Source organism: Streptomyces sp. NBC_01317, assembly GCF_035961655.1.
Classification (GTDB): domain Bacteria; phylum Actinomycetota; class Actinomycetes; order Streptomycetales; family Streptomycetaceae; genus Streptomyces.
Genome location: NZ_CP108393.1, coordinates 2,318,627 through 2,345,187, shown reverse-complemented (window position 1 = coordinate 2,345,187; position 26,561 = coordinate 2,318,627). Strand labels below are relative to the sequence as shown.

Genomic DNA, 26,561 nt, shown 5'->3' with positions numbered 1-26,561 from the left:
TCCTTGCGCCGGACGAGCGTCTGCGCCCCGGTGCGTTTGGCGCGGCTTACTGATGTCCTCAATCGCCGGACGGGCTGGGTTTGTCGTGGTGGCGGGGGGTGGGGCCTGCGGAGGTACGTATGTCCGGACTGCATGTTTTACGGCGCGTTCGGGGACCCCGGACATTCACGTTCGCCATGCGCCACAAAACACGCTTTACGTCCGGACACACGCACCTCCTCCGACCCCACCCCCCTCACGCCGAGGGGAGACGCAACGACCCGCCCGCCAGGGGCGCCTCGCCTCCGCCCGGTGGACGGTGCCGCTTACCGATGTCCTCAAGCGCCGGACGGGCTTGATTGTGGCTCTGCCCGGTGCGCGAGCGCGGGTTACCGATGTCCTCAATCGCCGGACGGGCTGGATCGTGCCGCCGGTGTCCTCCAACTCCGGACGGGCTGGATGGTGCCCCCGGTGCCCTCCAAGGCCGGACGGACCTGGTCTTGTTTTGGCGCGGGCGTGGAAGGGGGACGGGCAGGGGTCGTGTCCGGAACGTAGAGCGTGTTTTGTGTCGCGTGGCTACCGGTGAACTGAACAAGTCCCCGAACGCGACGTAAAACATGCAGTGCAGGACACGACCCCTGCCCGGCCCCCGGCAACCGACCCGCACCCAAACAACCGGCCCGCAGCGGGCACAACCAAGCCCGTCCGGCGATTGAGGACAATCAGTAAGCCGCACCCGCCCGCACCGGGCAGACGCCACAAACAAGCCCGTCCGGCGACTGAGGACAACACCAATCGCAACGCGGCCACCAGGCAGGCAGGCCTGCCAAAGCGGCGTCCCACGCCCCGCCACTACTCCACCGCGGCCAAACCGGCCAACCCCCGCCCACCCCTACCGTTGACCCATGACTCCCACCACCGCCTTCTGGCTCGCCGGCCGCCAGGCCACCGGCGAGGACACCTTCGACGTGACCTCCCCCTGGGACGGCCGCCCCGTCGGCACCGTCGCCGTGCCGACCGAGCAGCAGGTCGAGGAGGCCGTCGCAGCCGCCCACGCCGTGCGCGGCACCTTCGCCGCGACGCCCGCGCACCAGAGGGCGACCGCCCTCGACCACGTATCGCGCCGGATCGGCGAACGCGCCGAGGACATCGCCCGCCTCATCTCCGCCGAGAACGGCAAGCCCCTCAAGTGGGCCAGGGGCGAGGTCGGCCGCGCCGTCTCCGTGTTCCGGTTCGCCGCCGAGGAGGCCCGCCGGTTCAACGGCGGCGAGGCGCAGCGCCTCGACACCGACGCGGGCGGCGCCGGCCGCCTCGCGCTGACCCGGCGTTTCCCCAAGGGCGTCGTCCTCGGCATCGCGCCGTTCAACTTCCCGCTCAACCTCTGCGCCCACAAGGTCGCCCCCGCCCTCGCCGTCGGCACCCCGATCATCCTCAAGCCCGCCCCGGCGACCCCCCTGTCCGCGCTGCTCCTCGGCGAGCTGCTGGCGGAGACGGACCTGCCGGCCGGCGCCTGGTCGGTCCTGCCCGTGCCGAACGACCGGATGCCCGCGCTCGTCCAGGACGACCGGCTGCCGGTGATCTCGTTCACCGGCTCCGACAAGGTCGGCTACGCGATCATGGACTCCGTCCCGCGCAAGCACTGCACGCTCGAACTCGGCGGCAACGGCGCCGCCGTCGTCCTCGCCGACTACGCGAGCGACCAGGACCTTGACCACGCGGCGACCCGCATCGCCACGTTCTCGAACTACCAGGGCGGCCAGTCCTGCATCTCCGTGCAGCGTGTGATCGCGGACGCGGCCGTGTACGAGCGGCTCGTGCCGAGGATCGTCGCCGCCGTCGAGGCCCAGGTCACCGGCGACCCGTCCGACGACACCACCGACGTCGGCCCGCTCGTCAGCGAGGAGGCCGCCCGGCGCGTCGAGTCCTGGGTCGACGAAGCCGTACAGGCGGGCGCCCGGCTGCTCACCGGCGGCAAGCGGGACGGCTCCTCGTACGCGCCCACCGTCCTCGCCGACGTCCCCGAGGACGTCACGCTCGCCCGCGAGGAGGTCTTCGGCCCGGTCCTGACCCTCCGCAGCGTGACGGGCGAGGAAGCCGCCTTCGAGGCCGTGAACGAGTCCAAGTACGGCCTCCAGGCAGGGGTGTTCACCCGCGACCTCCAGGCCGCCTTCCGCGCCCACCGCGCCCTGGAGGTCGGGGGTGTGATCATCGGCGACGTCCCCTCGTACCGCGCCGACCAGATGCCGTACGGCGGTGCCAAGCAGTCCGGCGTCGGCAGGGAGGGTGTGCGGTTCGCGATGGAGGACTACACGTACGAGCGTGTGATGGTCCTGACGGGCCTGGACCTCTAGCCGGGCGTACAGGACCGTGGTGGGCCGAACGATTGGTCGGCCCACCACTGGTGCACCTGTCGGATATCGGGTAGATACGGACGAGTAGAACCGGCCGGTACCCGTCCATCGCTCCCGACATCGCGGCGAGGTGAGTTCCTCATGTCCGCCCCATCCGCACCCTCAGAAGCATCCGCACCGAAGGACCCGCAGGGCAGGCCCACAGTCTCCGAGCGTGAGGCCCGACAGGTCGCCGAGGACGCCCGCGAGCAGGGCTGGCGCAAGCCCAGCTTCGCCAAGGAGATGTTCCTCGGCCGCTTCCGTCTCGACCTCATCCACCCGCACCCCTTGCCCGCGTCCGAGGACGTCAGGCGGGGGGAGGCGTTCCTGGCGAAGCTGCGTGAGTTCTGCGACCGGGAGATCGACGGCGCCCTCATTGAGCGCGAGGCGAGGATCCCCGACGAGGTGATCGCCGGCCTCAAGGAGCTGGGCGCGCTCGGCATGAAGATCGACGTCAAGTACGGCGGTCTCGGCCTCACCCAGGTGTACTACAACAAGGCCCTCTCCCTCGTCGGCTCCGCGAACCCCGCCGTCGGCGCGCTGCTCTCCGCCCATCAGTCGATCGGCGTACCGCAGCCGCTCAAGATGTTCGGCACCCAGGAGCAGAAGGACACCTTCCTGCCGCGCCTGGCCCGTACGGACATCTCCGCCTTCCTGCTCACCGAGCCCGACGTGGGATCCGACCCCGCCAGGCTGGCCACCACGGCCGTCCCCGACGGCGACGACTACGTGCTCGACGGCGTGAAGCTGTGGACCACCAACGGCGTCGTCGCCGACCTCCTCGTGGTGATGGCCCGGGTGCCGAAGGCCGAGGGCCGCAAGGGCGGCATCACGGCGTTTGTCGTGGAGGCCGACTCCCCGGGCATCACGGTCGAGCACCGCAACGCCTTCATGGGCCTGCGCGGCCTGGAGAACGGCGTGACCCGCTTCCACCAGGTCCGCGTCCCGGCCGCGAACCGCATCGGGGAGGAGGGCGCCGGTCTCAAGATCGCGCTCACCACCCTGAACACCGGACGCCTCTCGCTGCCCGCCATGTGCGTCGGCGCGGGCAAGTGGTGTCTCAAGGTGGCCCGCGAGTGGTCGGGGGCCCGCGAGCAGTGGGGCAGGCCGGTCGCCCGCCACGAGGCCGTGGGCGAGAAGATCTCCTTCATCGCGGCGACCACGTTCGCGCTGGAGGCGGTGGTCGACCTCTCCTCGCAGATGGCCGACGAGGACCGCAACGACATCCGGATCGAAGCCGCGCTGGCCAAGCTGTACGGCTCCGAGATGGGCTGGCGGATGGCCGACGAACTGGTCCAGATCCGCGGCGGCCGGGGCTTCGAGACCGCCGAGTCGCTGGCGGCGCGCGGCGAACGGGCCGTCCCCGCCGAGCAGATGCTCAGGGACATGCGCATCAACCGCATCTTCGAGGGCTCGACGGAGATCATGCACCTGCTGATCGCCCGCGAGGCCGTCGACGCCCACCTCGCGGTGGCCGGCGACATCATCGATCCCGACAAGTCCCTCTCGGACAAGGCCAAGGCGGGCGCGCAGGCGGGCAGGTTCTACGCCCGCTGGCTGCCCAAACTGGTCGCCGGTACGGGCCAACTCCCCGGCTCGTACGCGGAGTTCCACCCGAGCGGACACGCCGACCTGTCGGTCCACCTGCGGTACGTCGAGCGGACCTCGCGCAAGCTCGCCCGGTCCACGTTCTACGCGATGTCCCGCTGGCAGGGCCGCATGGAGACCAAACAGGGTTTCCTGGGGCGGATCGTGGACATCGGCGCGGAGATCTTCGCGATGAGCGCGGCCTGTGTACGGGCCGAGATGCTGCGGACCGGCGGCGACCACGGCCGCGAGGCGTACCAACTGGCCGACGTCTTCTGCCGCCAGGCCAGAATCCGGGTCGAGGAGCTGTTCACGCGGCTCTGGTCCAACACGGACGAGATCGACCGCAAGGTCGTGGACGGCGTCCTGTCCGGTACGTACACCTGGCTGGAGGAAGGCATCGTCGACCCCAGCGGGGACGGCCCCTGGATCGCGGACGCGACGCCGGGCCCGTCCGGGCGGGAGAACGTCCACCGCCGGATCGGCTGACCCGGCGGGGGAGTGGGTGGCAGTGGCGGCAGGGCCGCGTCCGTGACGGTGGACGCGGCCCTGCCGTATGTCCGGGCAAAGCTCTTGGGACAGGCCCTAGTTGAACGGGTCGAGCGTGATGTACGCCTGCTGCGGATTGCCGTCGTTCACCAGCGACTCGTGCGCGCCGACGTCGTCGAACGCGAAGGCGTACGCCTTGCCGTCCGCCATCCGGTCGTGCAGCAGCCGGGCGTAGTGGTTGGTCACCGCGTCCTTGTAGAAGTTCGCCGCGCTCGTGTCCGGCTGGTTCGGGTTGGTCAGCAGCGTGGAGCGGTTGAACCCGGCGCACAGGGTGCGGGAGATCGGCCCGCGGACCAGGTCGTTGGGCGCGTCCAGCAGCTTGTAGCAGCCGAAGATGCTGTCGGAGTCCGGCTTCTGGAAGGACGTGACCACGGCCCCCGCGCTGTTGGTGAAGTTCATGACGTTGCCGGAGACCCGCCCGAAGTACTTGGTGTTCGGCTGGTCCGTGAACGGGGTCACCGTCAGCGTCGAGGACGCGTACTTCGTCCAGACGCGGTTGATGTAGTCGTTCATGACCGTGGCGGACAGGGTGCCCGACCCCACGCCGTGGCCGGGCGAGAGCGCGCGCAGGACCGTTCCGTCGGACCGGGTCTGGATCAGGCCGCCCCAGCCCGACTGGGCGCGCAGCGCGCTGTAGAAGCCGTTGTAGCCGCCCGCCTTGAGGTGCCCGGTGGTCTTGGTGGTGCCGTTGGGGATCTTGACGCCGACCGCGTACGGCGCCGAGAACATGTCGACCTGGGTGCTGTTGATCCAGATGCCGGCGTCGTTGAGCGTGTACTCGGTCCAGTTGAAGAGGATGTTCCGGTTCGGGTCGGCCGGGTTCTGCACCGCGGGCTGCACGAGACCGCCGGTGGTCAGCTTGAAGACGAGTTTCTGACCGTACGAGAAGTAGACGCGGCCGGAGAACTTCGGCAGCCGGATCGTCTTGGACTGCCCGTTGGCGGGCCCGGCGATCGACGCGTCGGGCGCGGGGGTCGGCGGGTTCCCGCCGGCGGGCCAGGCGTGGAAGGTGCCGTTCTCGTCGGCCCAGCCCTGCTGGCCCGTGGTGAGCAGGGTGCCGAGGTTGTAGACGTAGACCGGGTCGGTGCGCCCGGAGTTGTTGGTGAGGGTCAGGGGGATCGTCGTCGGGACGGCGGCCTCGGCGGGTTCGGCCGGTGCCGCGGCGGTGAATCCCGCGGCGAGGATCACCGCCGCCGCTAGAGACGCCAGCACCTTTTTCAGGGAGAGCACGCTCTGCCTCCTGCATGTGGGGGTCGAGGGGTTGAGAGCGCTCTCAGAATCGATCCGGAGGGTGGTCATGTCAATGGACATGACACAACTGCCCCACCCCGGGCGGCCGTTCCCCCCATCCCGTACGGCCCTGCCCCCGGCCCCGAAAACCGTTGGGAGCGCGCCCGCCGACCGCGTATCGTCTCGGCGGACTTCCGGCCAGGGGTACGGCGACGGACACGAGGACACGGCGATGAACAGGGTGACGCGATGACGGACTTCGGCCTGGTGGACGACCCCTCCCGCTGGCAGGCGGGATTCGAGCGGCGGCTGCGCGCGGCGTACGACTCCGCCGGGCATCCGGCCACCGCCGTGGAGCGCCGTATCGAGGAGGTCCGGGCCGGCGAGGCCCGGCGGACGGTCGCCGAACTGACCGCGGACGGCGGGGAGACGGTGGGCTGGGTCGCCGTGTCCCTCGACGAGGACGAACCGGGCCCCTCCCTCACCGGCCGGATCGAAGACCTCTGGATCGATCCCGCGTACCGGGGGCAGGGACACGGCGAGGCCGCCCGTACGTGGGCCGAGGACCGGTGCGCGGCGGCGGGGGCGACCCGGCTGACCGTACAACTCACGGAGGCGGAACCGCTGTTCGCGCACTACTCCGTCCGGGGCCAGACCCGCCTGCGCCACCTCGCCGGGCCGGGCCGGGAAGCCGCGCCGGGCCGGGAAGCCGCGCCGCGCCGCGAAGCTACGCCGGGCCGTGCGTCCGGGCCCGCCCTCACCGCCCGCCCGATGACAGCGGACGAGTACGGGCCCTGGCTCGTGGCGGGCAAAGACGAATACGTCGCCGACATCGTCCGCTCCGGGTCCCTCACCCCCGACGAGGCGCGGGCCACGTCGGACCGCGACTTCGCGGACCTCCTGCCCGCGGGACTGGCCACCCCCGACCACAACGTCGTTGTCCTGGAGGCGGCGGGTGCCCCGGTCGGCACCCTCTGGCTCAAGCACCACCACCTGCCGGGGGTGACCTTCGGCTTCTCGCTGGAGATCGACGGGAGTCACCGGGGCAAAGGGTTCGGCCACGCGTCGATGGCGGTCGCCGAGAGCGAGACGCTCGGCGCGGGTGACTCGGCGCTGATGTTCAACGTGTTCGGCGGGAACACCGTCGCGATGGGCCTGTACGACGCGTCGGGCTACCGCGTGGTCCTGGAGCACCGCTACGCCGCGCTGCCGCGCGAGACACCCGGCGCCGGGTTGTGAGCCGGCCGCCCCCGTGCCGCACAATCGAGCCTCGGTCGTCGTGATCAACACAGCAGGGGGAGACGCATGGTCGGGGCAGCGAAGCGGGGCGGGCGCGGGCGCATGCGGAGCCGCCTGGCGGTGGCCGTGCTCGCCGTGAGCGTCCTGGCCGGTGCCGCCGGGTGCACCGGCGGCGGTACGGCCGACAACAAGCCGTCCCCCGCCGCCTCCCCGGCGGACCCGCCGCCCCGCACCGAACGCCAACTGACCGCCGCCGCCCTCTCCGACGGCGAACGGGCCGGCGCCTACACCGTGTCCACGTACCCCCTCGGCGGGCCTCTGGACACGGACTACACCGCCGCCCCCGCCGTCTGCCAGCCCCTCGTCAGCCTCGCCCCCGGCGTCAGCGGATTCCGCCCCGCCGCCGAGGTCGGCCGCCGGGCCGAGGACCCCCGCGAGACGCTCGGCGTCACCGTGGACGTCCGGCTGCGCTCGTACGCGGGACAGGGCGCCGCCCGGGTCATGAAGGCACTCACCACCGCGGGCCGTGCCTGCGCCGGCGGGTTCACCGAGGACCGGCTCTCCCCCGTGCGGGCGAAATACCTCGCCGTGGAAACGGTCAAGGCGCCCTACCTGGGGGACGACTCCGTCGCGTACCGCTTCACGATCCTCGACGTCCGGGGCAAGAAGAAGCTGTACGAATACCTGACCGTCGTACGGTCCGGCTCCACCACCCTCTCCTTCCGCGCCGAGGTCACCGGCACGAAGGACGTCGGCGCGGTGCCAGCCGACGTGATCCGCGCCCAGTGGGCCACGTTCGACGCCTCCTGACCGGCTTCGGAAGGCACCCCCTTGACCGGCTCCGGAAGCACCCCACGGACCGGCCTCCGACGCCAGCCGCCCGGCGTCCGCGGGTCCTGATTCGGTCGTGTGGAGGGGCGCGCTGTCCTGACGCGGCGCCGATGGGGCAAGAATGGGGCCCATGAGCGACAGCCCAGCCCCTCTCGCGGACCCGCACATCGCCTTCGACCCGGCAGAAGGCCGCCGGGACATCGTCGTCCTCGGCTCGACAGGCTCCATCGGCACCCAGGCCATCGACCTGGTCCTGCGCAACCCCGACCGCTTCCGCGTCACCGCGCTGTCCGCCGCGGGCGGCCGGGTGGCGCTGCTCGCCGGACAGGCCCGGCGGCTCGGAGTGCGTACGGTCGCCGTCGCGCGCGAGGACGCCGTGCCCGCGCTCAGAGAGGCCCTGCGGGCGGAGTACGGCCCGGGCGAGCCCCTCCCCGAGATCCTCGCGGGACCGGAGGCGGCCACCCAGCTCGCCGCGTCCGACTGCCACACCGTGCTCAACGGCATCACCGGCTCCATCGGCCTCGCCCCCACGCTGGCCGCCCTCGAAGCCGGCCGTACCCTCGCCCTTGCCAACAAGGAATCGCTGATCGTCGGCGGCCCGCTCGTCAAGGCCGTGGCGAGACCCGGCCAGATCATCCCCGTCGACTCCGAACACGCCGCGCTCTTCCAGGCGCTGGCCGCCGGCACCCGCGCCGACGTCCGCAAGCTGGTCGTGACGGCCTCCGGGGGACCCTTCCGGGGCCGTACGAGAGCGGAGCTGGCGGACGTCACCCCCGAGGACGCGCTCGCCCACCCCACCTGGGCCATGGGCCCGGTGATCACGATCAACTCGGCGACCCTCGTCAACAAGGGGCTCGAGGTCATCGAGGCACATCTGCTGTACGACATCCCGTTCGAACGGATCGAGGTCGTCGTCCACCCGCAGTCGTACGTCCACTCCATGGTGGAGTTCACCGACGGCTCCACCCTGGCCCAGGCCACCCCGCCCGACATGGGCGGACCGATCGCCGTCGGACTCGGCTGGCCCCGGCGCGTCCCGGACGCGGCCCCCGCCTTCGACTGGACCACGGCGTCGGCCTGGGAGTTCTTCCCGCTCGACACCGAGGCCTTCCCCTCGGTGGGACTGGCCCGGCACGTCGGTACGCTCGGGGGCACGGCTCCCGCGGTGTTCAACGCCGCGAACGAGGAGTGCGTGGACGCTTTCCTGGGGGGCCGGCTCCCGTTCAACGGCATCATGGACACGGTCACCGAGGTCGTCGCGGAGCACGGGAATCCCCTCGCGGGAACCTCGCTCACCGTGCCGGACGTCCTTGAAGCGGAGACCTGGGCCCGTGCCCGGGCCCGGGAACTCGCGGTGAAGGCGACAGCGGAGGCTCGCGCATGACGATCCTGTTGACGATTCTCGGCATCGCCGTCTTCGGCGTGGGGCTGCTGATCTCCATCGCCTGGCACGAACTCGGCCACCTCTCGACGGCCAAGCTCTTCGGCATCCGCGTGCCCCAGTACATGGTCGGCTTCGGGCCGACGGTGTGGTCACGCAAAAAGGGCGACACGGAGTACGGCCTCAAGGCCATCCCGCTCGGCGGCTACATCCGCATGATCGGCATGTTCCCGCCCGACGCCCAGGGCCGTATCGAGGCCAGGTCCACCTCGCCGTGGCGGGGGATGATAGAGGACGCGCGCTCCGCGGCCTTCGAGGAGCTGGAGCCGGGCGACGAGACGCGCCTCTTCTACACACGCAAGCCGTGGAAACGCGTCATCGTGATGTTCGCGGGCCCGTTCATGAACCTGATCCTCGCCGTCGCGATCTTCCTCGGCGTGTCCATGAGCTTCGGCTTCGCGACCCAGACCACCAAGGTCGCCGGCGTCCCGAAGTGCGTCATCGAGCAGAGCCAGAACCGCGAGACGTGTGCCAAGAGCGACCCCGTGTCGCCCGGGTACGCGGCGGGACTCCGTACGGACGACCGGATCGTGGCCTTCAACGGCCGGCCCGTCAAGGACTGGTCGGCGCTCTCCGACCTGATCCGGAAGACCACCGGGCCCGCCACCGTCACCGTCGACCGCGACGGTACGGAGAAGGTCCTGCACGCCACCCTCGTCTCCAACCAGGTCCTCGCGAAGGACTCCGACGGTCAGGCCATAGAGGGCGACTACGTCACGGCGGGCTACCTCGGCTTCATCTCCGCCACGGAGATCGTCCCGCTCTCCTTCACCGATTCCGTCGACCGGATGGGGACGATGCTCCAGGACGGCGTCGACTCGATCGTCGCCCTCCCGTCCAAGATCCCCGATCTGTGGAACGCGGCCTTCGACGGCGGTGAGCGCAAGGCCGACTCACCGGTCGGCGTGGTCGGCGCGGCCCGCATCAGCGGTGAGGTGATGAACCTCGACCAGCCGACGCCGAACCTGATCGCGACCCTGCTCTTCGTGGTCGCCAGCTTCAACCTCTCGTTGTTCCTCTTCAACATGCTGCCGCTGCTGCCGCTCGACGGCGGGCACATCGCGGGGGCGCTCTGGGAAGCGGCCAGGCGCAACCTCGCCCGGCTCTTCAAGCGGCCCGACCCCGGCCCGTTCGACGTGGCGAAACTGATGCCCGTGGCCTATGTCGTCGCCGGCATCTTCATCTGCTTCACCGTGCTCGTCCTGATCGCCGACGTGGTCAACCCCGTCAAGATCAGCTGATTCTCCCGCTTCGCCACGGCCGGACACCTTTCGTGTCCGGCCGTTGGCCTTTGGGTGGACTTTTCGCGGCGATGTGCCCCGGCGTGGCGGGGTGGCGTAATCTCGGGGTTCCGGAGCCCGCCGGTCCCGCCCGGCCGGGCCGCCCGACCAGCCCGTCCGATCCGCATCTGAACCACACCTTGGGGTTGCACACCAGATGACTGCAATTTCTCTCGGAATGCCCGCCGTTCCGACGAAGCTCGCCGAACGAAGGGTCAGCCGCAAGATCCAGGTCGGATCGGTCGCGGTCGGCGGGGACGCGCCGGTGTCGGTGCAGTCGATGACGACCACCCGTACGTCGGACATCGGCGCGACGCTCCAGCAGATCGCGGAGCTGACCGCCTCCGGCTGCCAGATCGTCCGGGTGGCGTGCCCGACGCAGGACGACGCGGACGCGCTGGCGACCATCGCCCGCAAGTCGCAGATCCCGGTGATCGCCGACATCCACTTCCAGCCGAAGTACGTCTTCGCGGCGATCGACGCGGGCTGCGCGGCGGTACGGGTGAACCCGGGCAACATCAAGCAGTTCGACGACAAGGTCAAGGAGATCGCGAAGGCGGCCCGGGAGACCCGGACGCCCATCCGGATCGGCGTGAACGCCGGATCGCTGGACGCGCGCCTCCTCAAGAAGTACGGCAAGGCCACCCCCGAGGCCCTCGTCGAGTCGGCGCTGTGGGAAGCCTCGCTCTTCGAGGAGCACGGCTTCCAGGACATCAAGATCTCGGTCAAGCACAACGACCCCGTCGTGATGGTCAACGCGTACCGCCAGCTCGCCGCCCAGTGCGACTACCCGCTGCACCTCGGCGTCACCGAGGCGGGACCGGCGTTCCAGGGCACGATCAAGTCCGCCGTCGCGTTCGGCGCGCTGCTCAGCGAGGGCATCGGCGACACGATCCGCGTCTCCCTGTCGGCCCCGCCGGCGGAGGAGGTCAAGGTCGGCATCCAGATCCTGGAGTCGCTCAACCTCAAGCAGCGCCGCCTGGAGATCGTCTCCTGCCCGTCCTGCGGCCGCGCCCAGGTCGACGTCTACAAGCTCGCGGACGAGGTGACGGCGGGCCTCGACGGCATGGAGGTGCCGCTGCGCGTCGCCGTCATGGGCTGTGTCGTCAACGGGCCCGGCGAGGCGCGCGAGGCCGACCTCGGCGTCGCCTCCGGCAACGGCAAGGGCCAGATCTTCGTCAAGGGCGAGATCATCAAGACCGTCCCCGAGTCGAAGATCGTGGAGACGCTCATCGAAGAGGCCATGAAGATCGCCGAGCAGATGGAGCGCGACGGCATCCCCTCGGGCGAGCCCGAGGTCTCCGTCTCCGGCTGACCGGACGGCACCCTCCCCTCACCGAACTCCCGCTCCACTCCCACCGGATCCCGCGGCCCCGCACCACCGGGGCCGCGGGATCCGCTGCCTGGGGGCGGCGCTCCGCCCGGCCGCCAGGTACAGTGCGGAGATCAGCAGACCGTTCGGTGAGGCCCTCGTGTTGACGCACACCACCACCCGGGTCCTCGAACCCAGCGAACTCGGCGCGGCGCTCGCCATCCTGGAGAGCGATCCCGTCACGAACGCCTTCGTGACCTCCCGCGTGCAGGTCGCCGGGCTCGACCCCTGGCGCCTCGGCGGCGAGATGTGGGGCTGGTACGCGGACGGGCGCCTGCGCTCGCTCTGCTACTCCGGTGCCAACCTCGTCCCCATCTGCGCCACCCCCGAGGCCGTACGCGGCTTCGCCGACCGTGCCCGCAGGACCGGCCGCCGCTGCTCCTCCATCGTCGGGCCCGTCGAGGCCACCACCCAGCTCTGGCGCCTGCTCGAACCCAACTGGGGCCCGGCCCGCGAGGTCCGCGCCAACCAGCCGCTGATGGTCACCGAACACCTCCCCGCCACCGTGCCGCCCGACCCTCTCGTCCGCCGGATCCGCAAGGACGAGCTGGACGTGATCATGCCGGCGTGCGTCGCCATGTTCACGGAGGAGGTCGGCGTCTCGCCGCTGGCCGGCGACGGCGGGCTGCTGTACCAGGCGCGCGTCGCCGAACTCGTGGGCGCGGGACGGTCGTTCGCCCGGATCGAGGACGGCAGGGTCGTCTTCAAGGCCGAGATCGGCGCCGCCACCCCGCGCGCCTGCCAGATCCAGGGCGTCTGGGTCGACCCCGCCCACCGGGGCCGGGGCCTGTCCGAGACCGGCATGGCCGCCGTCGTACGGTACGCGCTCGCCGACGTCGCGCCCGTGGTGAGCCTGTACGTCAACGACTACAACACCCCCGCCAGGGCCGCCTACCGCCGCGTCGGGTTCCGCGAGGTCGGCGCGTTCATGAGCGTGCTGTTCTGAGCGTGCCGCGCGGTCAGTAGGGTTCGGCCCATGCTGCGCATCCCCGGGGACAACCCCCGGACCCCCGACGTACAGGTGGGCCCGGTCGACCTCGCCGCCCGCGTCGACGAGGCACTCGCTGTGCAGGCGCTCGCCTTCGGGCTCAGCGACGACGAGATCGAGGTACGCCGCCACATCGTGCTGCGGCACCTGATGTACCCCGGCTGCCGCGCGCTCGGCGCGACCACGGACGAAGGCCGCCTCGTCGGGTTTGTGTACGGGCTGCCGAACGACCGCGCGCACTGGTGGTCCTCGGTCGTCGAGCCGTACCTCCGCTCGGCGGGCACCGACAGCTGGCTGGACGACACGTTCGTGATCACCGAACTCCACGTCCATCCCGGCTTCCAGGCCCGGGGCATCGGCCGCGCCCTGATCACCACCCTCACCGACGGCGCGGCCCAGCCCCGGTCGATCCTGTCCGCGATCGACATCGAGAGCCCGGCCCGGCGGCTGTACCGCATGCTGGGGTACGAGGATCTCGCGCGGCGGGTGCTGTTCCCGAGCGCCCCGAAGCCGTACGCGGTGATGGGCGCGCACCTCCCGCTGCGCCGGTCCTAGGGCGTGTCCGCGACCCGCGCCCGCGCCTTACTGATTACCGCCCGCCCGTGCCGCCCGGCTAACCTCCAGGCATCAGCCGAGAGAACGCAGGAGTGCTCCCCATGTCCCAGGTCCAGCGCATGTCCCGATTGATGGCCAAGACATTGCGCGACGACCCGGCGGACGCCGAGACCCTCAGCCACAAGCTGCTCGTCCGCGCCGGTTACGTACGCCGCACCTCCGCCGGCATCTGGAGCTGGCTGCCCCTGGGCAAGAAGGTGCTCGACAACATCTCGCGCGTCGTCCGCGAGGAGATGGACGCGATCGGCGCGCAGGAAGTGCTGCTGCCCGCGCTGCTGCCCAAGGAGCCGTACGAGGCGAGCGGGCGCTGGGACGAGTACGGCGACCTGCTGTTCCGCCTCAAGGACCGCAAGGGCGCGGACTACCTGCTCGGCCCGACGCACGAGGAGATCTTCACCCAGCTGGTCAAGGACCAGTGCTCGTCCTACAAGGACCTGCCGGTGATGCTCTACCAGATCCAGACCAAGTACCGCGACGAGGCCAGGCCCCGCTCGGGTGTGCTGCGCGGGCGCGAGTTCCAGATGAAGGACTCGTACTCCTTCGACACCACGGACGAGGGCCTCGCCGAGTCGTACGCGCTGCACCGCGCCGCGTACCAGAAGATCTTCGCCCGCATCGGCCTCGACTTCCGGATCGTCTCGGCGGTGTCCGGTGCGATGGGCGGCTCCGCGTCGGAGGAGTTCCTGGCGCCGGCGGCGGCGGGCGAGGACACGTTCGTGGACTGCCCGAACTGTGACTACGCGGCCAACACGGAAGCCGTCACCTTCGCCTTCACCCCGCCCGCCGGGGCCGTCGAGCACGGACCGGTCGAGGAGCTGGACACCCCCGACACCCCGACCATCGAGACGCTGGCCGCGCACCTCGGCGTGCCCGCCTCCGCGACGCTGAAGAACCTGCTCGTCAAGATCGACGGCGAGATCACGGCGGTGGGCGTGCCCGGCGACCGCGAGGTCGACCTCGGCAAGCTGGGCGAGCACCTCGCGCCCGCGGTGGTGGAGGTCGTGACGGCCGAGGACTTCGAGGAGCGGCCCGACCTGGTACGCGGTTACGTCGGCCCGCAGGGCCTCAAGATCCGCTACATCGCCGACCCCCGGATCGCGGCGGGCACGGCGTGGGTGACGGGCGCGAACAAGCCCGACACACACGCGCGCAACGTCGTGGCCGGGCGGGACTTCGAGGTGGACCAGTACCTGGACGTCGTCGTGGTCGAGGAGGGCGACCCCTGCCCCGCGTGCGGTACGGGCCTCAAGCTCGACCGCGCGATCGAGATCGGTCACATCTTCCAGCTCGGCCGCAAGTACGCCGACACCTTCCAGCTCGACGTGCTGGGCCAGCAGGGCAAGCCCGTACGCGTGACGATGGGTTCGTACGGCATCGGCGTCTCGCGCGCGGTCGCGGCGGTGGCGGAGCAGTCCGCCGACGACAAGGGTCTGTGCTGGCCGCAGGAGATCGCGCCGGCGGACGTGCACGTGGTCGCGGCGGGCAAGGCGCTCCAGACGGAACTGGCGCTGGACGTCGCGGAGCAGCTGGCGGCGGCGGGGCTGCGGGTGCTGGTGGACGAGCGGGCCGGGGTCTCCCCCGGCGTTAAGTTCACGGACGCGGAACTGATCGGCGTCCCGCACATCCTGGTGGCGGGCCGTCGCTCGGCGGAGGGCGTGGTGGAACTGAAGAACCGCCGCACGGGCGAAAAGGAGGAGCTCCCGGTGGCGGACGCGGTAGCGCGCCTGCGCGCGTAGCGCGCCCCGGGAGCCTGCTCCCGCACCCCCAGGGCCCCCACCTCGCCCCTCCGCCCCGGTCCCGCTCCGTGACTCGGCCCGCGTACCGGCTCCGGGGGCGCTGCCCCCAGGCCCCCGCGCCTCAATCGCCGGCGGGGCTGGATGTGCCTTACGGGTGGTGCCGAGCCTCGCTCCGGGAATTGGCCGGCGTACCGGCTTCGGGGGCGCTGCCCCCGGGCCCCCGCGCCTCAATCGCCGGCGGGGCTTGATATGCCCTCCGGGCATCGGCACCGCCGGTGGTGCGGGGCCCCGTTGTGGGACTTCGCCCGGGCCCGCTCCGTGACTCGTCCCGCGTACCGGCTCCGGGGGCGCTGCCCCCAGACCCCTGCGCCTCAATCGCCGGCGGGGCTGGATGTGCCCTGCGGGCATCGACCCCGCCGGTGGTGTCCGCGCCGCTGGGGGCTTCGCGCCCGCAGGGGAGATCGGCGCCGAGCGCGCACTCAAGCCCGTCCGGCGATTGAGGACATACGCGCGCAGCGCGTGCGGAACACGGCGGCCCGGGTGGGGGCGGGGCGGCCCCAGCTTCTCCGGGGCCCGCGCCTGGGCGCACATCAAGCCCGTCCGGCGATTGAGGACAAACGCGCGCAGCGCGTGCGGGACGCGGCGGGCAACCCCAGCCCGTCCGGCGATTGAGGACACGCGGGCGCAGCGCATGCGGCGGCGGACACCGCTACAGCCAGCTCGCGTACTCCAGCAGAACCTCCGCGTTCTGGCGATGCCCCAGCGCCACCGCCCGCGTCCCCGACTCCACCGCCCGGAACAGCGCCCACCCCCGCAGCCGCTCCTGGTCCATGTCCAGCGACTCCGCCAGCCGGCGGACACGGCGGCGCGTCGACGAGGCGCCGGGGGCCGCCGCCACCAGGTCCTCCACCCGGTCCCGCGCCAACCGCGCCAAGTCGTACGCGCGCTCCCCGACCAGCGGCTCCGGGCCCACCGCCAGCCACGGCGACCGGTCGCCCGCCAGCACCTTGCCCTGCCGGAACGCCCCGTGCAGCAGCAGCGTCTCGCTCGCCGACGCGCACAACTCGTCGCGGGCGGCGAGCGCCGCCGTGACCAGCGGGGCCAGCCCCGCGTCCGCCGCCCCGGCCGCCCGCATCGCCGACGCCTGGCGCGCGGTCCGGTCCGCCACCGACTCGAAGCCGTGCTCCGGCGGCGGCGCGACCCACAGTTTCCGTACGGTGTCCGCCGCCTCCAGCAGCGACTTCGCCTCCGGCAGCGAGCGCAGGGACATCTCCGGATGCAGACGCTCCAGCAGCAGCGAGCTGTCGGTGCTGTCCAGCAGCTCCGCCGCCCCCCAGCCCTTCCACCGCGCCAGCGCCGCCTGTTCCAGGGAGGGCGCGGCGAAGGGCGGGACGATCTTCAGCGTGGCGGGGGCGCCGTCGGAACGCCGTACCAGCAGCACCAGGCCACTGCGCCCGCCCGGCTCCACCACCCGTTCCACGGTCAGCCCGTGGTGCGCCACGGCCTCGGCCGCCAGCGCGGGCAGCCCCGCCAGCCAGGCGGCGGCCCGGTCGCCGTACGTCTCGCCCAGCGTGCGGGCCAGCCGTTCCGGCGCTTCAGAAGCGCAAGCCATACGTCCCTTTCGTCAGCTCTCAGCGTCGCTCGGCGAGCCCGGGAAAGGTCACGCCGCTGCCGCGCCAGCGGACCGCCCGTACCGCCGCCTCCCGGAGCGCGCCCGCGGCCTCCCGCCGCGTGGGGCCCTCCGAGGCCCGTACCAGGTCGGAGTAGACGTCCGCGACCCGGTCCTCCAGCTCGGCGGCGAGCCGGACGGCCGCGGCCCGGTCGGGGACCGCGAACGGCAGAGCGTACGCGGCCGCCGCCACAGCGGGCTCACCGCCCAGGTCACGCACGGTCCTGGCGAGCGCGTCCCGGCGGGCCCGGTGCGCGGCGTAGGCGGCGGTGGCCTCGGCCCCGCGGTCCTCGCCGACCCGGGCGCCGACGATCCCGTACCCGTACACGGCGGCGTGCTCCGCCGCCAGCGCCGCCTGCGTGGCGTCCAGCCTGCCGGTGCTCACGAGACGGAACCTTTCGTCAGCAGGTAGACGTGGGCGGCGCCGGCCGCGGCCAGCGAGGCGAGGAGGCGGGCGAGTTCGGGAGGCGCGTCCAGCAGCGCGGCGGAGTGCGCGTCGGCGGTACGGCGCTCCGCCGCGGCCAGCGCCTTCAGCGCGTCGGCGGGATCGTCCGCGATCGTGAGCGCCCCCGCCGCCGTGGCGGACGCCGAGGGGGACGGGGAAGGGGACGGGGAGGCCGTGACGACGGGTGCCGGCGCCAGCGCCTTCACGTGCGCCGCCACCGCCGTACGCAGCGGGCTCAGCGGGCCCGCCAGGTCCGGATGCCGGTCCAGGACCGCGTCGTACTCGACCAGCAGCGCCCGGCTGTCCCGCGCGGCGCGCAGGCGCCGGGTGTCCTCCGCCTTCTTCACCGCCGCGGGACCGGGACCCTCCGAGGAGCAGGCCGTCAGCAGCCCCGCTCCTCCGGCGATGAGGGCATGCCTGCGTGTTGTCCCCGTGCGCCCCACGCGTCTCTCCTCGGGCTCGCGATGATCACCGCAGGCGAGCGTACCCGCGGGTCACTCTCCGGTGGACGGCAACACCCCCCGGGACCGGATACCCTTTGATCTGACACACGACGATCCCACAACAGCACACGCGGCCGAGGAGTCACCCGGATGAGCACCACCGAGAGCGAGAGGCTGCGCGTACTGCTGGAGCCGCTCGTCAGCGCGAAGGACCTCGATCTGGAAGAGGTCGAGGTGGCCCGGGCCGGCCGGCGTCGTGTGCTGAGGGTCGTGGTCGACTCCGACGAGGGCGTGGACCTCGACGCGTGCGCCGAGCTGAGCCGTGACATCTCCGACGAGCTGGACGAGACCGACGCCATGGGCGAGGGCGAGTACCAGCTGGAAGTGACCTCCCCGGGTGCCGAGCGACCGCTGACCGAGCGCCGCCACTACGTGCGCGCCGTCGGCAGGCTCGCCCGGTTCCAGCTGGACGAGGGCGACGAGTTCGTCGCCCGCATCCTCACCGTGGACGACGAAGGACTCGACCTCGAAGTGCCCGGTGTGAAGGGGCGCAAGCCCACCGCCCGGCGCGCCGAGTTCGCGCGGATCGCCAAGGCGCGCGTGGAGCTCGAGTTCAACCGCAAGGACAAGAAGGAAGAGGAGGCGTAGCCGTGGACATCGATGTGAAGCTCCTGAAGGGCTTGGCACAGGAGAAGGAGATCGCCTTCGACCTGCTGGTCGAGGCGATCGAGTCGGCCCTCCTCATCGCCTACCACCGCACCGACGGCAGCCGCCGCCAGGCCCGGGTCGTGCTGAGCCGGGACAACGGCCACGTCACGGTATGGGCCAAGGAGGACCCGGCGGACCTGGAGGAGGGGCAGGAGGCCAGGGAGTTCGACGACACCCCGTCGGACTTCGGCCGGATCGCCGCCACCACCGCCCGCCAGGTCATCCAGCAGCGGCTGCGGGACGCCGAGAACGACGTCACCTTCGGCGAGTACGCGCGCCGCGAGGGCGATGTCGTCGCCGGCATGGTCCAGCAGGGCAAGGACCCCAAGAACGTCCTGGTCCGGCTGGACGACAAGATGGAAGCCATCCTCCCCGTACAGGAACAGGTCCCGGGCGAGCAGTACACCCACGGCCTGCGGCTGCGTACGTACGTCGTCCGGGTGGTCAAGGGGGTACGCGGGCCGTCGGTCACGCTGTCCCGTACGCACCCCAACCTCGTGCGCAAGCTCTTCGCGCTGGAGGTCCCCGAGATCGCCGACGGTTCTGTCGTGATCGAGGCGATCGCCCGTGAGGCCGGCCACCGTACGAAGATCGCCGTCCGGTCGACACGATCCGGTCTCAATGCCAAGGGCGCCTGCATCGGCCCGATGGGCGCCCGGGTCCGCAATGTCATGGCCGAACTGCTCGGCGAGAAGATCGACATCGTGGACTGGTCGGACGACCCGGCGGAGATGGTGGCCAACGCCCTGTCGCCGGCCCGGGTCAGCAAGGTCGAGGTCGTCGACCTCGGCGCCCGCTCGGCGCGGGTGACCGTACCGGACTACCAGCTGTCGCTGGCGATCGGCAAGGAAGGGCAGAACGCCCGCCTGGCCGCCCGTCTCACCGGCTGGCGCATCGACATCCGGCCGGACACGGAGGAGCCGAGCGAGAGCGACGCCGAGACCGACCGGGGCCGCGACCGCGGCGGCGACTGGGACCGCGAGCGCGACGGCGGACCCGACCGGGACCGGGAGCGGGGCCGTACCGCGGACCGCGGCGGCGACCGGAGCCGAGGCTAGACCGGGCCGGAGCAGAGGCCGGACCGGATCTGAGCAGAGTCCGGATCGAAGGATCTCCCCGGCCCGGGAGATCTTTTCGGTCAGAGTTGCCCGTCGGCGGGCGTTCGAATCCTGGCCCGGAGGGGTGAGGTCGGTGCGGGGAGGTAGACTTGAACGTGTCTGGCCGGACGAGCGACCGAGCCTGCCCTGAGCGAACGTGCGTGGGGTGCAGGGAGCGAGTGGCCAAGAACGATCTGCTGCGCATCGTGCTGAGCGGAGAACAATGTGTTCCCGATCAACGCGGTACGCTGCCCGGCCGGGGTGCGTATGTGCACCCCGCCTTGGTCTGTCTGGACCTGGCGGTCCGCCGTAGGGCGTTTCCCCGGGCCTTCAAGGTCCAGGGACCGCTCGACAGCGCGGAGCTGCGCAGGGCCGTCGAAGCCCTCACGGCGACGACGGCCCGGTAGGAACGGTGCACTGCAAGAAGCACCGCAAGAAGACGTACGGCACGGAACCCCGTGCGGTTCAGGTACCTCGCGAGTTGGAAGTAGGTCGAGATTGCGATGAGCACTCGATGAGTACGCGATGAGTACGCCCATGAAGTAGCGACGGTCCGGCGGTAACCCGGACCTAAAAGGAGCGAAGTGGCTAAGGTCCGGGTATACGAACTCGCCAAGGAGTTCGGGGTTGAGAGCAAGGTCGTCATGGCCAAGCTCCAAGAACTCGGTGAATTCGTCCGTTCGGCGTCCTCGACGATCGAGGCGCCGGTTGTACGTAAACTGACCGACGCATTGCAGGGCCCCGGCGGCAACGCCGGCAAGGCCCCCGCGAAGCCGGGAGCGCCGCGCAAGGCGACCCCCGCGAAGCCCGGCGCACCGTCGCCGGCCCAGGCGGCGCGTCCCGCCGCCCCCAAGCCCGGTGTCCCGGCTCCCAAGCCGGCCGTCGCCGAGGCTCCCAAGAGCAGCGCGCCCCCCGCGTCCGCCGCACCGGCCCCCGGACCCCGTCCGCCGACCCCCGCGACGCCCGCTCCGGCCGCGCCGAGGCCCGCGGCGGCCGCCAAGCCCGCGCCGGCCGTCCCGGAGTTCACCGCGCCCCCGTCGGCCCCGGCCGCGGCACAGCAGCGTCCCGGTGCGACCCCCGGCCCCCGTCCCGCCACCCGCCCCCAGGGCGGTCAGGGCGAGCAGCGCCAGGGTGAGCAGCGCCAGAACGAGCGTCCGGCGGACCGTCAGGGCGATCAGCGTCAGGGTGGTCGCCCCACGGGCGCCCGTCCCGGCCAGGCCCCGCGTCCCGGTGCCCGCCCCGCGGGCCCGCGTCCGGGCAACAACCCCTTCACCTCAGGTGGCTCCACCGGCATGGCGCGTCCGCAGACGCCCCGTCCCGGCGGCGCGCCTCGCCCCGGCGGCGCCGGAGCCCCCGGCGGCGCCCCGCGCCCGCAGGGTGCCGGCCAGGGTGGCCCCCGTCCGCAGGGCGGACCCGGCCAGTCCGGCCGTCCGTCCCCCGGCGGCATGCCCCGGCCGCAGCAGTCGGCACGCCCCGGTGGCGCGCCCGGCGGCGGCCCCGGTGGCAACCGTCCCAACCCGGGCATGATGCCGCAGCGTCCCGCTGCCGGTCCTCGTCCCGGTGGTGGTCCCGGCGGCGGTGGCCGCGGTCCCGGTGGTCCCGGCCGTCCGGCCGGTGCCGGCGGTGGCGGCGGTCGTCCCGGTGGCGGCGGCTTCGCGGGCCGTCCGGCCGGTCCCGGTGGCGGTGGCGGCGGTTTCGCCGGACGCCCCGGTGGCGGCGGCGGTGCCCCGGGTCGTCCCGGTGGCGGCGGTGGCTTCGGCGGTGGCGGCGGAGGCCGTCCCGGCTTCGGCGGGCGTCCGGGTGGTCCCGGTGGCCGTGGTGGCACACAGGGCGCGTTCGGCCGTCCCGGCGGGCCCGCCCGCCGTGGCCGCAAGTCGAAGCGGCAGAGGCGCCAGGAGTACGAGGCCATGCAGGCCCCGTCCGTCGGCGGTGTGATGCTGCCCCGTGGCAACGGCCAGAGTGTCCGGCTGTCGCGCGGTGCGTCGCTCACCGACTTCGCGGAGAAGATCAACGCCAACCCGGCGTCGCTCGTCGCCGTGATGATGAACCTCGGCGAGATGGTCACCGCCACGCAGTCCGTCTCCGACGAGACCCTCCAGGTCCTCGCCACCGAGATGAACTACGTGCTGGAGATCGTCAGCCCGGAGGAGGAGGACCGCGAGCTTCTCGAGTCCTTCGACATCGAGTTCGGCGAGGACGAGGGCGGCGAGGAGTTCCTCGTGTCCCGTCCGCCGGTCGTCACCGTCATGGGTCACGTCGACCACGGTAAGACCCGGCTGCTGGACGCGATCCGCAAGACGAACGTCGTCGCGGGCGAGGCCGGCGGTATCACGCAGCACATCGGCGCGTACCAGGTCGCCACCGAGGTCAACGGTGAAGAGCGCAGGATCACCTTCATCGACACCCCCGGTCACGAGGCGTTCACCGCCATGCGTGCCCGTGGTGCGAAGTCCACCGACATCGCGATCCTCGTGGTCGCGGCCAACGACGGTGTGATGCCCCAGACGATCGAGGCGCTGAACCACGCCAAGGCGGCCGACGTGCCGATCGTGGTCGCGGTCAACAAGATCGACGTCGAGGGCGCCGACCCGACCAAGGTGCGCGGACAGCTCACCGAATTCGGGCTGGTGGCCGAGGAGTACGGCGGCGACACCATGTTCGTCGACATCTCCGCCAAGCAGGGTCTGAACATCGACAGCCTGCTGGAGGCCGTGATCCTTACGGCCGACGCCTCGCTCGACCTGCGGGCCAACCCGGAGCAGGACGCGCAGGGCATCGCGATCGAGGCCCACCTCGACCGCGGCCGCGGCGCCGTCGCCACCGTGCTCGTCCAGCGCGGAACGCTCCGCGTCGGTGACACGATGGTCGCCGGTGACGCGTACGGACGTGTCCGGGCCATGCTCGACGACAACGGCGACAACGTGGACGTGGCGACACCGTCGACCCCCGTCCTCGTCCTGGGACTCACCAACGTCCCCGGTGCCGGTGACAACTTCCTGGTGGTCGACGACGACCGCACCGCCCGGCAGATCGCCGAGAAGCGTGCCGCCCGTGAGCGGAACGCGGCCTTCGCCCGCAGGGGCATCCGGTTCTCCCTGGAGAACCTGGACGAGGCCCTCAAGGCCGGCCTGGTGCAGGAACTCAACCTCATCATCAAGGGCGACGCGTCCGGTTCGGTGGAGGCTCTCGAGTCCTCGCTGCTCCAGCTCGACGTCGGCGACGAGGTCGACATCCGGGTCCTGCACCGCGGTGTGGGTGCGGTCACCGAGTCGGACATCGACCTGGCGATGGGCTCCGACGCCATCGTGATCGGCTTCAACGTGCGCGCCGCCGGGCGTGCCGCGCAGATGGCCGAGCGCGAAGGGGTGGACGTCCGGTACTACTCGGTCATCTACCAGGCGATCGAAGAGATCGAAGCGGCCCTCAAGGGCATGCTCAAGCCGGAGTTCGAAGAGGTCGAGCTGGGTACGGCGGAGATCCGCGAGGTCTTCCGCTCGTCCAAGCTCGGCAACATCGCGGGTGTTCTCATCCGGTCCGGCGAGGTCAAGCGCAACACCAAGGCCCGGCTCGTCCGCGACGGCAAGGTCATCGCGGAGGACCTCAACATCCAGGGTCTGCGCCGCTTCAAGGACGACGTCACCGAGATCCGCGAAGGCTTCGAGGGCGGTATCAACCTCGGGAACTTCAACGACATCAAGATCGACGACGTCATCGCGACGTACGAGATGCGCGAGAAGCCGCGAGGCTGATGCGCGGCTGGTAGCCGGGGCCGGTCGGCGGGAGGTATTTCCGTCGACCGGCCCCGGCCGCTGCGTTACGGTTCTGAATGTCCCTGCCAAGCGTTGGCAGGCGTCTGAACCCGCACCGGCGGGACATCCGGATACGCATGTACGTGGGGACTCTGTCCTTCGACCTGCTCCTCGGCGACGTACGGTCGTTGAAGGAGAAACGCTCCGTCGTCCGGCCGATCGTCGCGGAGCTCCAGCGGAAGTTCGCGGTGAGCGCGGCGGAGACCGGTGACCAGGACGTCCATCGCAGGACCGAGATCGGCCTGGCGGTGGTGTCGGGGGACTGGACCCATCTCAGGGACGTCCTCGACCGGTGCGAACGCATGGTCGCCGGGCACCCGGAGGTGGAACTGCTGTCGGTACGACGGCGGCTGTACGGCGACGAAGACTGACTTGTACACCAGAGAACCGATAGGAAGAGTGACGGACCGGTGACCGACAACGCGCGGGCCCGCAAGCTGGCCGATCGCATCCAGGTCGTGGTCGCGGAGACCCTGGACCGGCGAATCAAGGACCCCCGACTCGGCTTCGTGACCATCACGGACGCCCGCGTCACCGGCGACCTGCGGGAGGCCACGGTCTTCTACACGGTCTACGGCGACGACGAGGAGCGCGCGGCGTCCGCGGCGGCCCTGGAGAGCGCCAAGGGCGTGCTGCGCTCCGAGGTGGGCCGGCAGACCGGGGTCCGCTTCACCCCGACGCTGGCCTTCGTCCCGGACGCCCTCCCGGACAACGCCCGCACCATAGAGGACCTCCTCAACAAGGCGCGGGCGAAGGACGCGGAGGTACGGGAGGTGTCGACCGGCAAGACGTACGCGGCGGGCGCGGACCCGTACCGCAAGCCGGAGGACGACGCCGACGACGCTGACGCCGCCGACACTGAGGACAGCACGCTCACCGACGAGGACGGCTCCACCAAGGAATGACTGACCACACCATCCCCACACCCGACGGACTTGTCATCGTGGACAAGCCGTCGGGTTTCACTTCGCACGACGTCGTCGCCAAGATGCGCGGGATCGCCAGGACCCGCCGCGTCGGCCACGCCGGCACGCTCGACCCCATGGCGACCGGCGTCCTCGTCCTCGGCGTGGAACGGGCCACGAAGCTCCTCGGACACCTCGCGCTGACCGAGAAGGAGTACCTCGGCACGATCCGGCTGGGCCAGGACACCGTCACCGACGACGCGGAGGGCGAGATCCTCTCGTCCACCGACGCGTCGGCGGTCACCCGTGAGGGTATCGACGCGGGGGTCGCCGCCCTCACCGGACCCCTGATGCAGGTGCCGTCCAAGGTCAGCGCCATCAAGATCAACGGCAAACGGTCGTACGCGCGCGTGCGCGGCGGCGAGGAGTTCGAGATCCCGGCCCGCCCCGTGACCGTCTCCTCGTTCCGGGTGTACGACGTGCGCGAGGCCGTCGCCGGGGACGGCACGCCCGTGGTCGACCTCGTCGTCTCGGTCGTCTGCTCCTCGGGGACGTATATCCGCGCCCTTGCCCGTGACCTCGGGGCAGGCCTGGGGGTCGGCGGCCACCTCACCGCGCTGCGCAGGACCCGGGTGGGTCCCTACGCCCTGGACGCGGCGAGGACGCTCGACCAGCTCCAGGAGGAGCTGACCGTCATGCCCGTCGCGGATGCCGCCGCGGCGGCGTTCCCGCGCTGGGACGTGGACGAACGGCGCGCGAAGCTGCTGCTCAACGGAGTACGCCTCGACATACCCGAGTACGGGACGGGACCGGTGGCGGTGTTCGGGCCCGAGGGGCGGCTCCTGGCACTGGTGGAGGACCAGCAGGGCAGGGCCAAGAGCCTCGCGGTCTTCGCCTGAGGCCCGGGCGGCCGTGCGTGGGGCCGTGCCGTGGGGCCTTCCCCCTCGTCACGCCGGCCATACCGTGGGGCGCCCGAGCAAGCCCGGCCGCCCCACGATCCCCCTCCCGGAAGGGGTCTATCCATCTCCGGCCCCCGCATCACTCCTTCGGCGGGGCGCGTGGGGTGCGCGCCGGGTGCACCGGGGGGCGCGTTCTCCCCGGGAGGGTGCCGGGCGGACCTCCGGACCTCGGTGCCGATGCGGGGGGCGGGCTCCGGGCATGGCAGTCTTAGAGCTGCGTAATCCGGCAATCACGTACACAGTTTCGGGCGAGGAGCGGTCACAGTGCAGCGCTGGCGTGGCTTGGAGGACATCCCCCAGGACTGGGGGCGCAGCGTCGTCACCATCGGTTCCTACGACGGGGTGCACCGGGGACACCAGCTGATCATCGGCCGGGCCGTGGAGCGGGCGCGGGAGCTGGGGGTGCCGTCGGTCGTCGTCACCTTCGACCCGCACCCCAGCGAGGTCGTACGCCCCGGCAGCCACCCGCCGCTGCTCGCCCCGCACCACCGGCGCGCGGAACTGATGGCGGAGCTGGGCGTGGACGCGCTGCTGATCCTGCCCTTCACCGTCGCGTTCTCGAAGCTCTCCCCGGCCGACTTCATCGTGAAGGTCCTGGTCGACAAGTTGCACGCGTCGGCGGTCATCGAGGGCCCGAACTTCCGCTTCGGGCACCGGGCGGAGGGGAATGTCGCGGTGCTCTCCGAGCTGGGGGCGACGTACGACTACGAGGTCGAGGTCGTCGACCTGTACGTCACCGGCGAGGCGGGGGGCGGCGAGCCGTTCTCCTCCACCCTGACGCGCCGGCTGGTCACCGAGGGCGACGTGGCGGGCGCGGCGGAGATCCTGGGCCGCCCGCACCGCGTCGAGGGCATCGTCGTACGGGGCGCGCAGCGGGGGCGCGAGCTGGGCTACCCGACGGCGAACGTGGAGACGCTGCCCCACACCGCGATTCCGGCGGACGGGGTGTACGCGGGGTGGCTGACGGCGGCGGGGGAGCGGATGCCGGCGGCGATCTCGGTGGGCACGAACCCGCAGTTCGACGGGACGGAACGTACGGTCGAGGCGTATGCGATCGATCGCGTGGGGCTGGATCTGTACGGGCTCCATGTGACGGTGGACTTCTTGTCGTACGTGCGGGGCCAGCAGAAGTTCGACTCGATCGAGGGGTTGCTGGTGGCGATCGCGGACGACGTGAAGCGAGCGCGGGAGCTGTTGGAGGCGGTGTAGTTGGCCTGGCGCTAGCTCGGCCTGGCGGCCGTGCTGTTGTCCTCAATCGCCGGACGGGCTTGGTTGTGCACGCTGGGGGC

Annotated in this window: 22 protein-coding genes; 18 read left to right on the top strand and 4 right to left on the bottom strand. The window is 71.6% G+C overall.

Features of this window, described 5'->3' with window-relative positions:
• Window positions 1-884: 884 nt before the first annotated feature.
• Window positions 885-2,330 carry an aldehyde dehydrogenase family protein gene (locus OG349_RS09685; RefSeq protein WP_327234233.1) on the top strand — a complete coding sequence of 482 codons (1,446 nt, stop codon included), beginning with the start codon at window positions 885-887 and terminating at the stop codon, window positions 2,328-2,330.
• Between the two features lie 141 nt (window positions 2,331-2,471).
• Entirely contained in the window at window positions 2,472-4,445 is a 1,974-nt protein-coding gene (locus OG349_RS09680) for an acyl-CoA dehydrogenase family protein (RefSeq protein ID WP_327234232.1), read from the top strand.
• A gap of 96 nt (window positions 4,446-4,541) precedes the next feature.
• On the opposite strand, the gene OG349_RS09675 is transcribed toward OG349_RS09680, so the two are convergent.
• Window positions 4,542-5,804, bottom strand: a complete 1,263-nt coding sequence (locus OG349_RS09675) for a glycoside hydrolase family 64 protein (protein WP_442806371.1) — start codon at window positions 5,802-5,804, stop codon at window positions 4,542-4,544.
• A 180-nt stretch (window positions 5,805-5,984) separates the two neighbouring features.
• Here OG349_RS09675 and OG349_RS09670 point away from each other — a divergent pair, with 180 nt between their 5' ends.
• The 8 genes from OG349_RS09670 to OG349_RS09635 all read left to right on the top strand — a co-directional run bounded on the left by OG349_RS09670 (window position 5,985) and on the right by OG349_RS09635 (window position 15,237).
• Window positions 5,985-6,974, top strand: coding sequence for a GNAT family N-acetyltransferase (locus OG349_RS09670; RefSeq protein ID WP_327234230.1), 990 nt, complete (start codon window positions 5,985-5,987; stop codon window positions 6,972-6,974).
• Between the two features lie 66 nt (window positions 6,975-7,040).
• A complete protein-coding gene (locus OG349_RS09665; RefSeq protein ID WP_327234229.1) occupies window positions 7,041-7,784 on the top strand; it encodes a hypothetical protein in 744 nt (247 codons plus the stop codon).
• 142 nt (window positions 7,785-7,926) lie between these two features.
• On the top strand, window positions 7,927-9,189 hold the full coding sequence (dxr, locus tag OG349_RS09660) for a 1-deoxy-D-xylulose-5-phosphate reductoisomerase (protein ID WP_327234228.1): 1,263 nt from the start codon (window positions 7,927-7,929) through the stop codon (window positions 9,187-9,189).
• Window positions 9,186-10,487 carry a M50 family metallopeptidase gene (locus tag OG349_RS09655; RefSeq protein ID WP_327234227.1) on the top strand — a complete coding sequence of 434 codons (1,302 nt, stop codon included), beginning with the start codon at window positions 9,186-9,188 and terminating at the stop codon, window positions 10,485-10,487. Before dxr ends, OG349_RS09655 begins: the two co-directional genes overlap by 4 nt.
• A gap of 196 nt (window positions 10,488-10,683) precedes the next feature.
• Complete coding sequence (gene ispG / locus OG349_RS09650; RefSeq protein ID WP_161309630.1) at window positions 10,684-11,841, top strand: flavodoxin-dependent (E)-4-hydroxy-3-methylbut-2-enyl-diphosphate synthase; 1,158 nt, start codon at window positions 10,684-10,686, stop codon at window positions 11,839-11,841.
• A 157-nt stretch (window positions 11,842-11,998) separates the two neighbouring features.
• Complete coding sequence (locus tag OG349_RS09645; protein ID WP_327234226.1) at window positions 11,999-12,844, top strand: GNAT family N-acetyltransferase; 846 nt, start codon at window positions 11,999-12,001, stop codon at window positions 12,842-12,844.
• Window positions 12,845-12,874: 30 nt separating this feature from the next.
• Window positions 12,875-13,441: a GNAT family N-acetyltransferase gene (locus OG349_RS09640; protein WP_327234225.1), complete on the top strand. Its 567-nt coding sequence runs from the start codon at window positions 12,875-12,877 to the stop codon at window positions 13,439-13,441.
• 101 nt (window positions 13,442-13,542) lie between these two features.
• Entirely contained in the window at window positions 13,543-15,237 is a 1,695-nt protein-coding gene (locus OG349_RS09635) for a proline--tRNA ligase (protein ID WP_327234224.1), read from the top strand.
• A 709-nt stretch (window positions 15,238-15,946) separates the two neighbouring features.
• Here OG349_RS09635 and OG349_RS09630 read toward each other — a convergent pair.
• The 3 genes from OG349_RS09630 to OG349_RS09620 are packed head-to-tail and all read right to left on the bottom strand — an operon-like array spanning window position 15,947 to window position 17,794.
• Window positions 15,947-16,849, bottom strand: a complete 903-nt coding sequence (locus tag OG349_RS09630) for an aminoglycoside phosphotransferase family protein (RefSeq protein ID WP_327234223.1) — start codon at window positions 16,847-16,849, stop codon at window positions 15,947-15,949.
• 19 nt (window positions 16,850-16,868) lie between these two features.
• Complete coding sequence (locus tag OG349_RS09625) at window positions 16,869-17,291, bottom strand: ferritin-like domain-containing protein (protein WP_327234222.1); 423 nt, start codon at window positions 17,289-17,291, stop codon at window positions 16,869-16,871.
• Entirely contained in the window at window positions 17,288-17,794 is a 507-nt protein-coding gene (locus OG349_RS09620) for a hypothetical protein (protein WP_327234221.1), read from the bottom strand. Before OG349_RS09620 ends, OG349_RS09625 begins: the two co-directional genes overlap by 4 nt.
• Window positions 17,795-17,944: 150 nt before the next feature.
• Here OG349_RS09620 and rimP point away from each other — a divergent pair, with 150 nt between their 5' ends.
• The 8 genes from rimP to OG349_RS09580 all read left to right on the top strand — a co-directional run bounded on the left by rimP (window position 17,945) and on the right by OG349_RS09580 (window position 26,481).
• Window positions 17,945-18,442 (top strand): ribosome maturation factor RimP, encoded by a 498-nt coding sequence (rimP, locus tag OG349_RS09615; protein ID WP_327234220.1) that lies wholly within the window; start codon window positions 17,945-17,947, stop codon window positions 18,440-18,442.
• A 2-nt stretch (window positions 18,443-18,444) separates the two neighbouring features.
• Window positions 18,445-19,560: a transcription termination factor NusA gene (gene nusA / locus OG349_RS09610; protein WP_327234219.1), complete on the top strand. Its 1,116-nt coding sequence runs from the start codon at window positions 18,445-18,447 to the stop codon at window positions 19,558-19,560.
• Between the two features lie 155 nt (window positions 19,561-19,715).
• Window positions 19,716-20,006, top strand: a complete 291-nt coding sequence (locus tag OG349_RS09605; protein WP_327238508.1) for a YlxR family protein — start codon at window positions 19,716-19,718, stop codon at window positions 20,004-20,006.
• A 177-nt stretch (window positions 20,007-20,183) separates the two neighbouring features.
• The gene (gene infB, locus OG349_RS09600) at window positions 20,184-23,348 is read left to right on the top strand and encodes a translation initiation factor IF-2 (protein WP_327234218.1); all 3,165 of its coding nucleotides are present in this window, start codon (window positions 20,184-20,186) and stop codon (window positions 23,346-23,348) included.
• Window positions 23,349-23,485: 137 nt separating this feature from the next.
• Window positions 23,486-23,779 carry a DUF503 domain-containing protein gene (locus tag OG349_RS09595; protein WP_161311733.1) on the top strand — a complete coding sequence of 98 codons (294 nt, stop codon included), beginning with the start codon at window positions 23,486-23,488 and terminating at the stop codon, window positions 23,777-23,779.
• A 39-nt stretch (window positions 23,780-23,818) separates the two neighbouring features.
• Complete coding sequence (gene rbfA / locus OG349_RS09590) at window positions 23,819-24,313, top strand: 30S ribosome-binding factor RbfA (protein WP_327234217.1); 495 nt, start codon at window positions 23,819-23,821, stop codon at window positions 24,311-24,313.
• The gene (gene truB, locus OG349_RS09585) at window positions 24,310-25,212 is read left to right on the top strand and encodes a tRNA pseudouridine(55) synthase TruB (RefSeq protein ID WP_327234216.1); all 903 of its coding nucleotides are present in this window, start codon (window positions 24,310-24,312) and stop codon (window positions 25,210-25,212) included. Before rbfA ends, truB begins: the two co-directional genes overlap by 4 nt.
• A 324-nt stretch (window positions 25,213-25,536) precedes the next feature.
• Entirely contained in the window at window positions 25,537-26,481 is a 945-nt protein-coding gene (locus OG349_RS09580; RefSeq protein WP_327234215.1) for a bifunctional riboflavin kinase/FAD synthetase, read from the top strand.
• Window positions 26,482-26,561: the final 80 nt, after the last annotated feature.

Coding starts and splice junctions, on each gene's coding strand:
- OG349_RS09685 (WP_327234233.1), top strand. CDS start 885: ATGACTCCCACCACCGCCTTCTGGCTCGCCGGCCGCCAGGCCACCGGC.
- OG349_RS09680 (WP_327234232.1), top strand. CDS start 2,472: ATGTCCGCCCCATCCGCACCCTCAGAAGCATCCGCACCGAAGGACCCG.
- OG349_RS09675 (WP_442806371.1), bottom strand. CDS start 5,804: ATGACCACCCTCCGGATCGATTCTGAGAGCGCTCTCAACCCCTCGACC.
- OG349_RS09670 (WP_327234230.1), top strand. CDS start 5,985: ATGACGGACTTCGGCCTGGTGGACGACCCCTCCCGCTGGCAGGCGGGA.
- OG349_RS09665 (WP_327234229.1), top strand. CDS start 7,041: ATGGTCGGGGCAGCGAAGCGGGGCGGGCGCGGGCGCATGCGGAGCCGC.
- dxr (WP_327234228.1), top strand. CDS start 7,927: ATGGGGCCCATGAGCGACAGCCCAGCCCCTCTCGCGGACCCGCACATC.
- OG349_RS09655 (WP_327234227.1), top strand. CDS start 9,186: ATGACGATCCTGTTGACGATTCTCGGCATCGCCGTCTTCGGCGTGGGG.
- ispG (WP_161309630.1), top strand. CDS start 10,684: ATGACTGCAATTTCTCTCGGAATGCCCGCCGTTCCGACGAAGCTCGCC.
- OG349_RS09640 (WP_327234225.1), top strand. CDS start 12,875: ATGCTGCGCATCCCCGGGGACAACCCCCGGACCCCCGACGTACAGGTG.
- OG349_RS09635 (WP_327234224.1), top strand. CDS start 13,543: ATGTCCCAGGTCCAGCGCATGTCCCGATTGATGGCCAAGACATTGCGC.
- OG349_RS09630 (WP_327234223.1), bottom strand. CDS start 16,849: ATGGCTTGCGCTTCTGAAGCGCCGGAACGGCTGGCCCGCACGCTGGGC.
- rimP (WP_327234220.1), top strand. CDS start 17,945: ATGAGCACCACCGAGAGCGAGAGGCTGCGCGTACTGCTGGAGCCGCTC.
- OG349_RS09595 (WP_161311733.1), top strand. CDS start 23,486: ATGTACGTGGGGACTCTGTCCTTCGACCTGCTCCTCGGCGACGTACGG.
- truB (WP_327234216.1), top strand. CDS start 24,310: ATGACTGACCACACCATCCCCACACCCGACGGACTTGTCATCGTGGAC.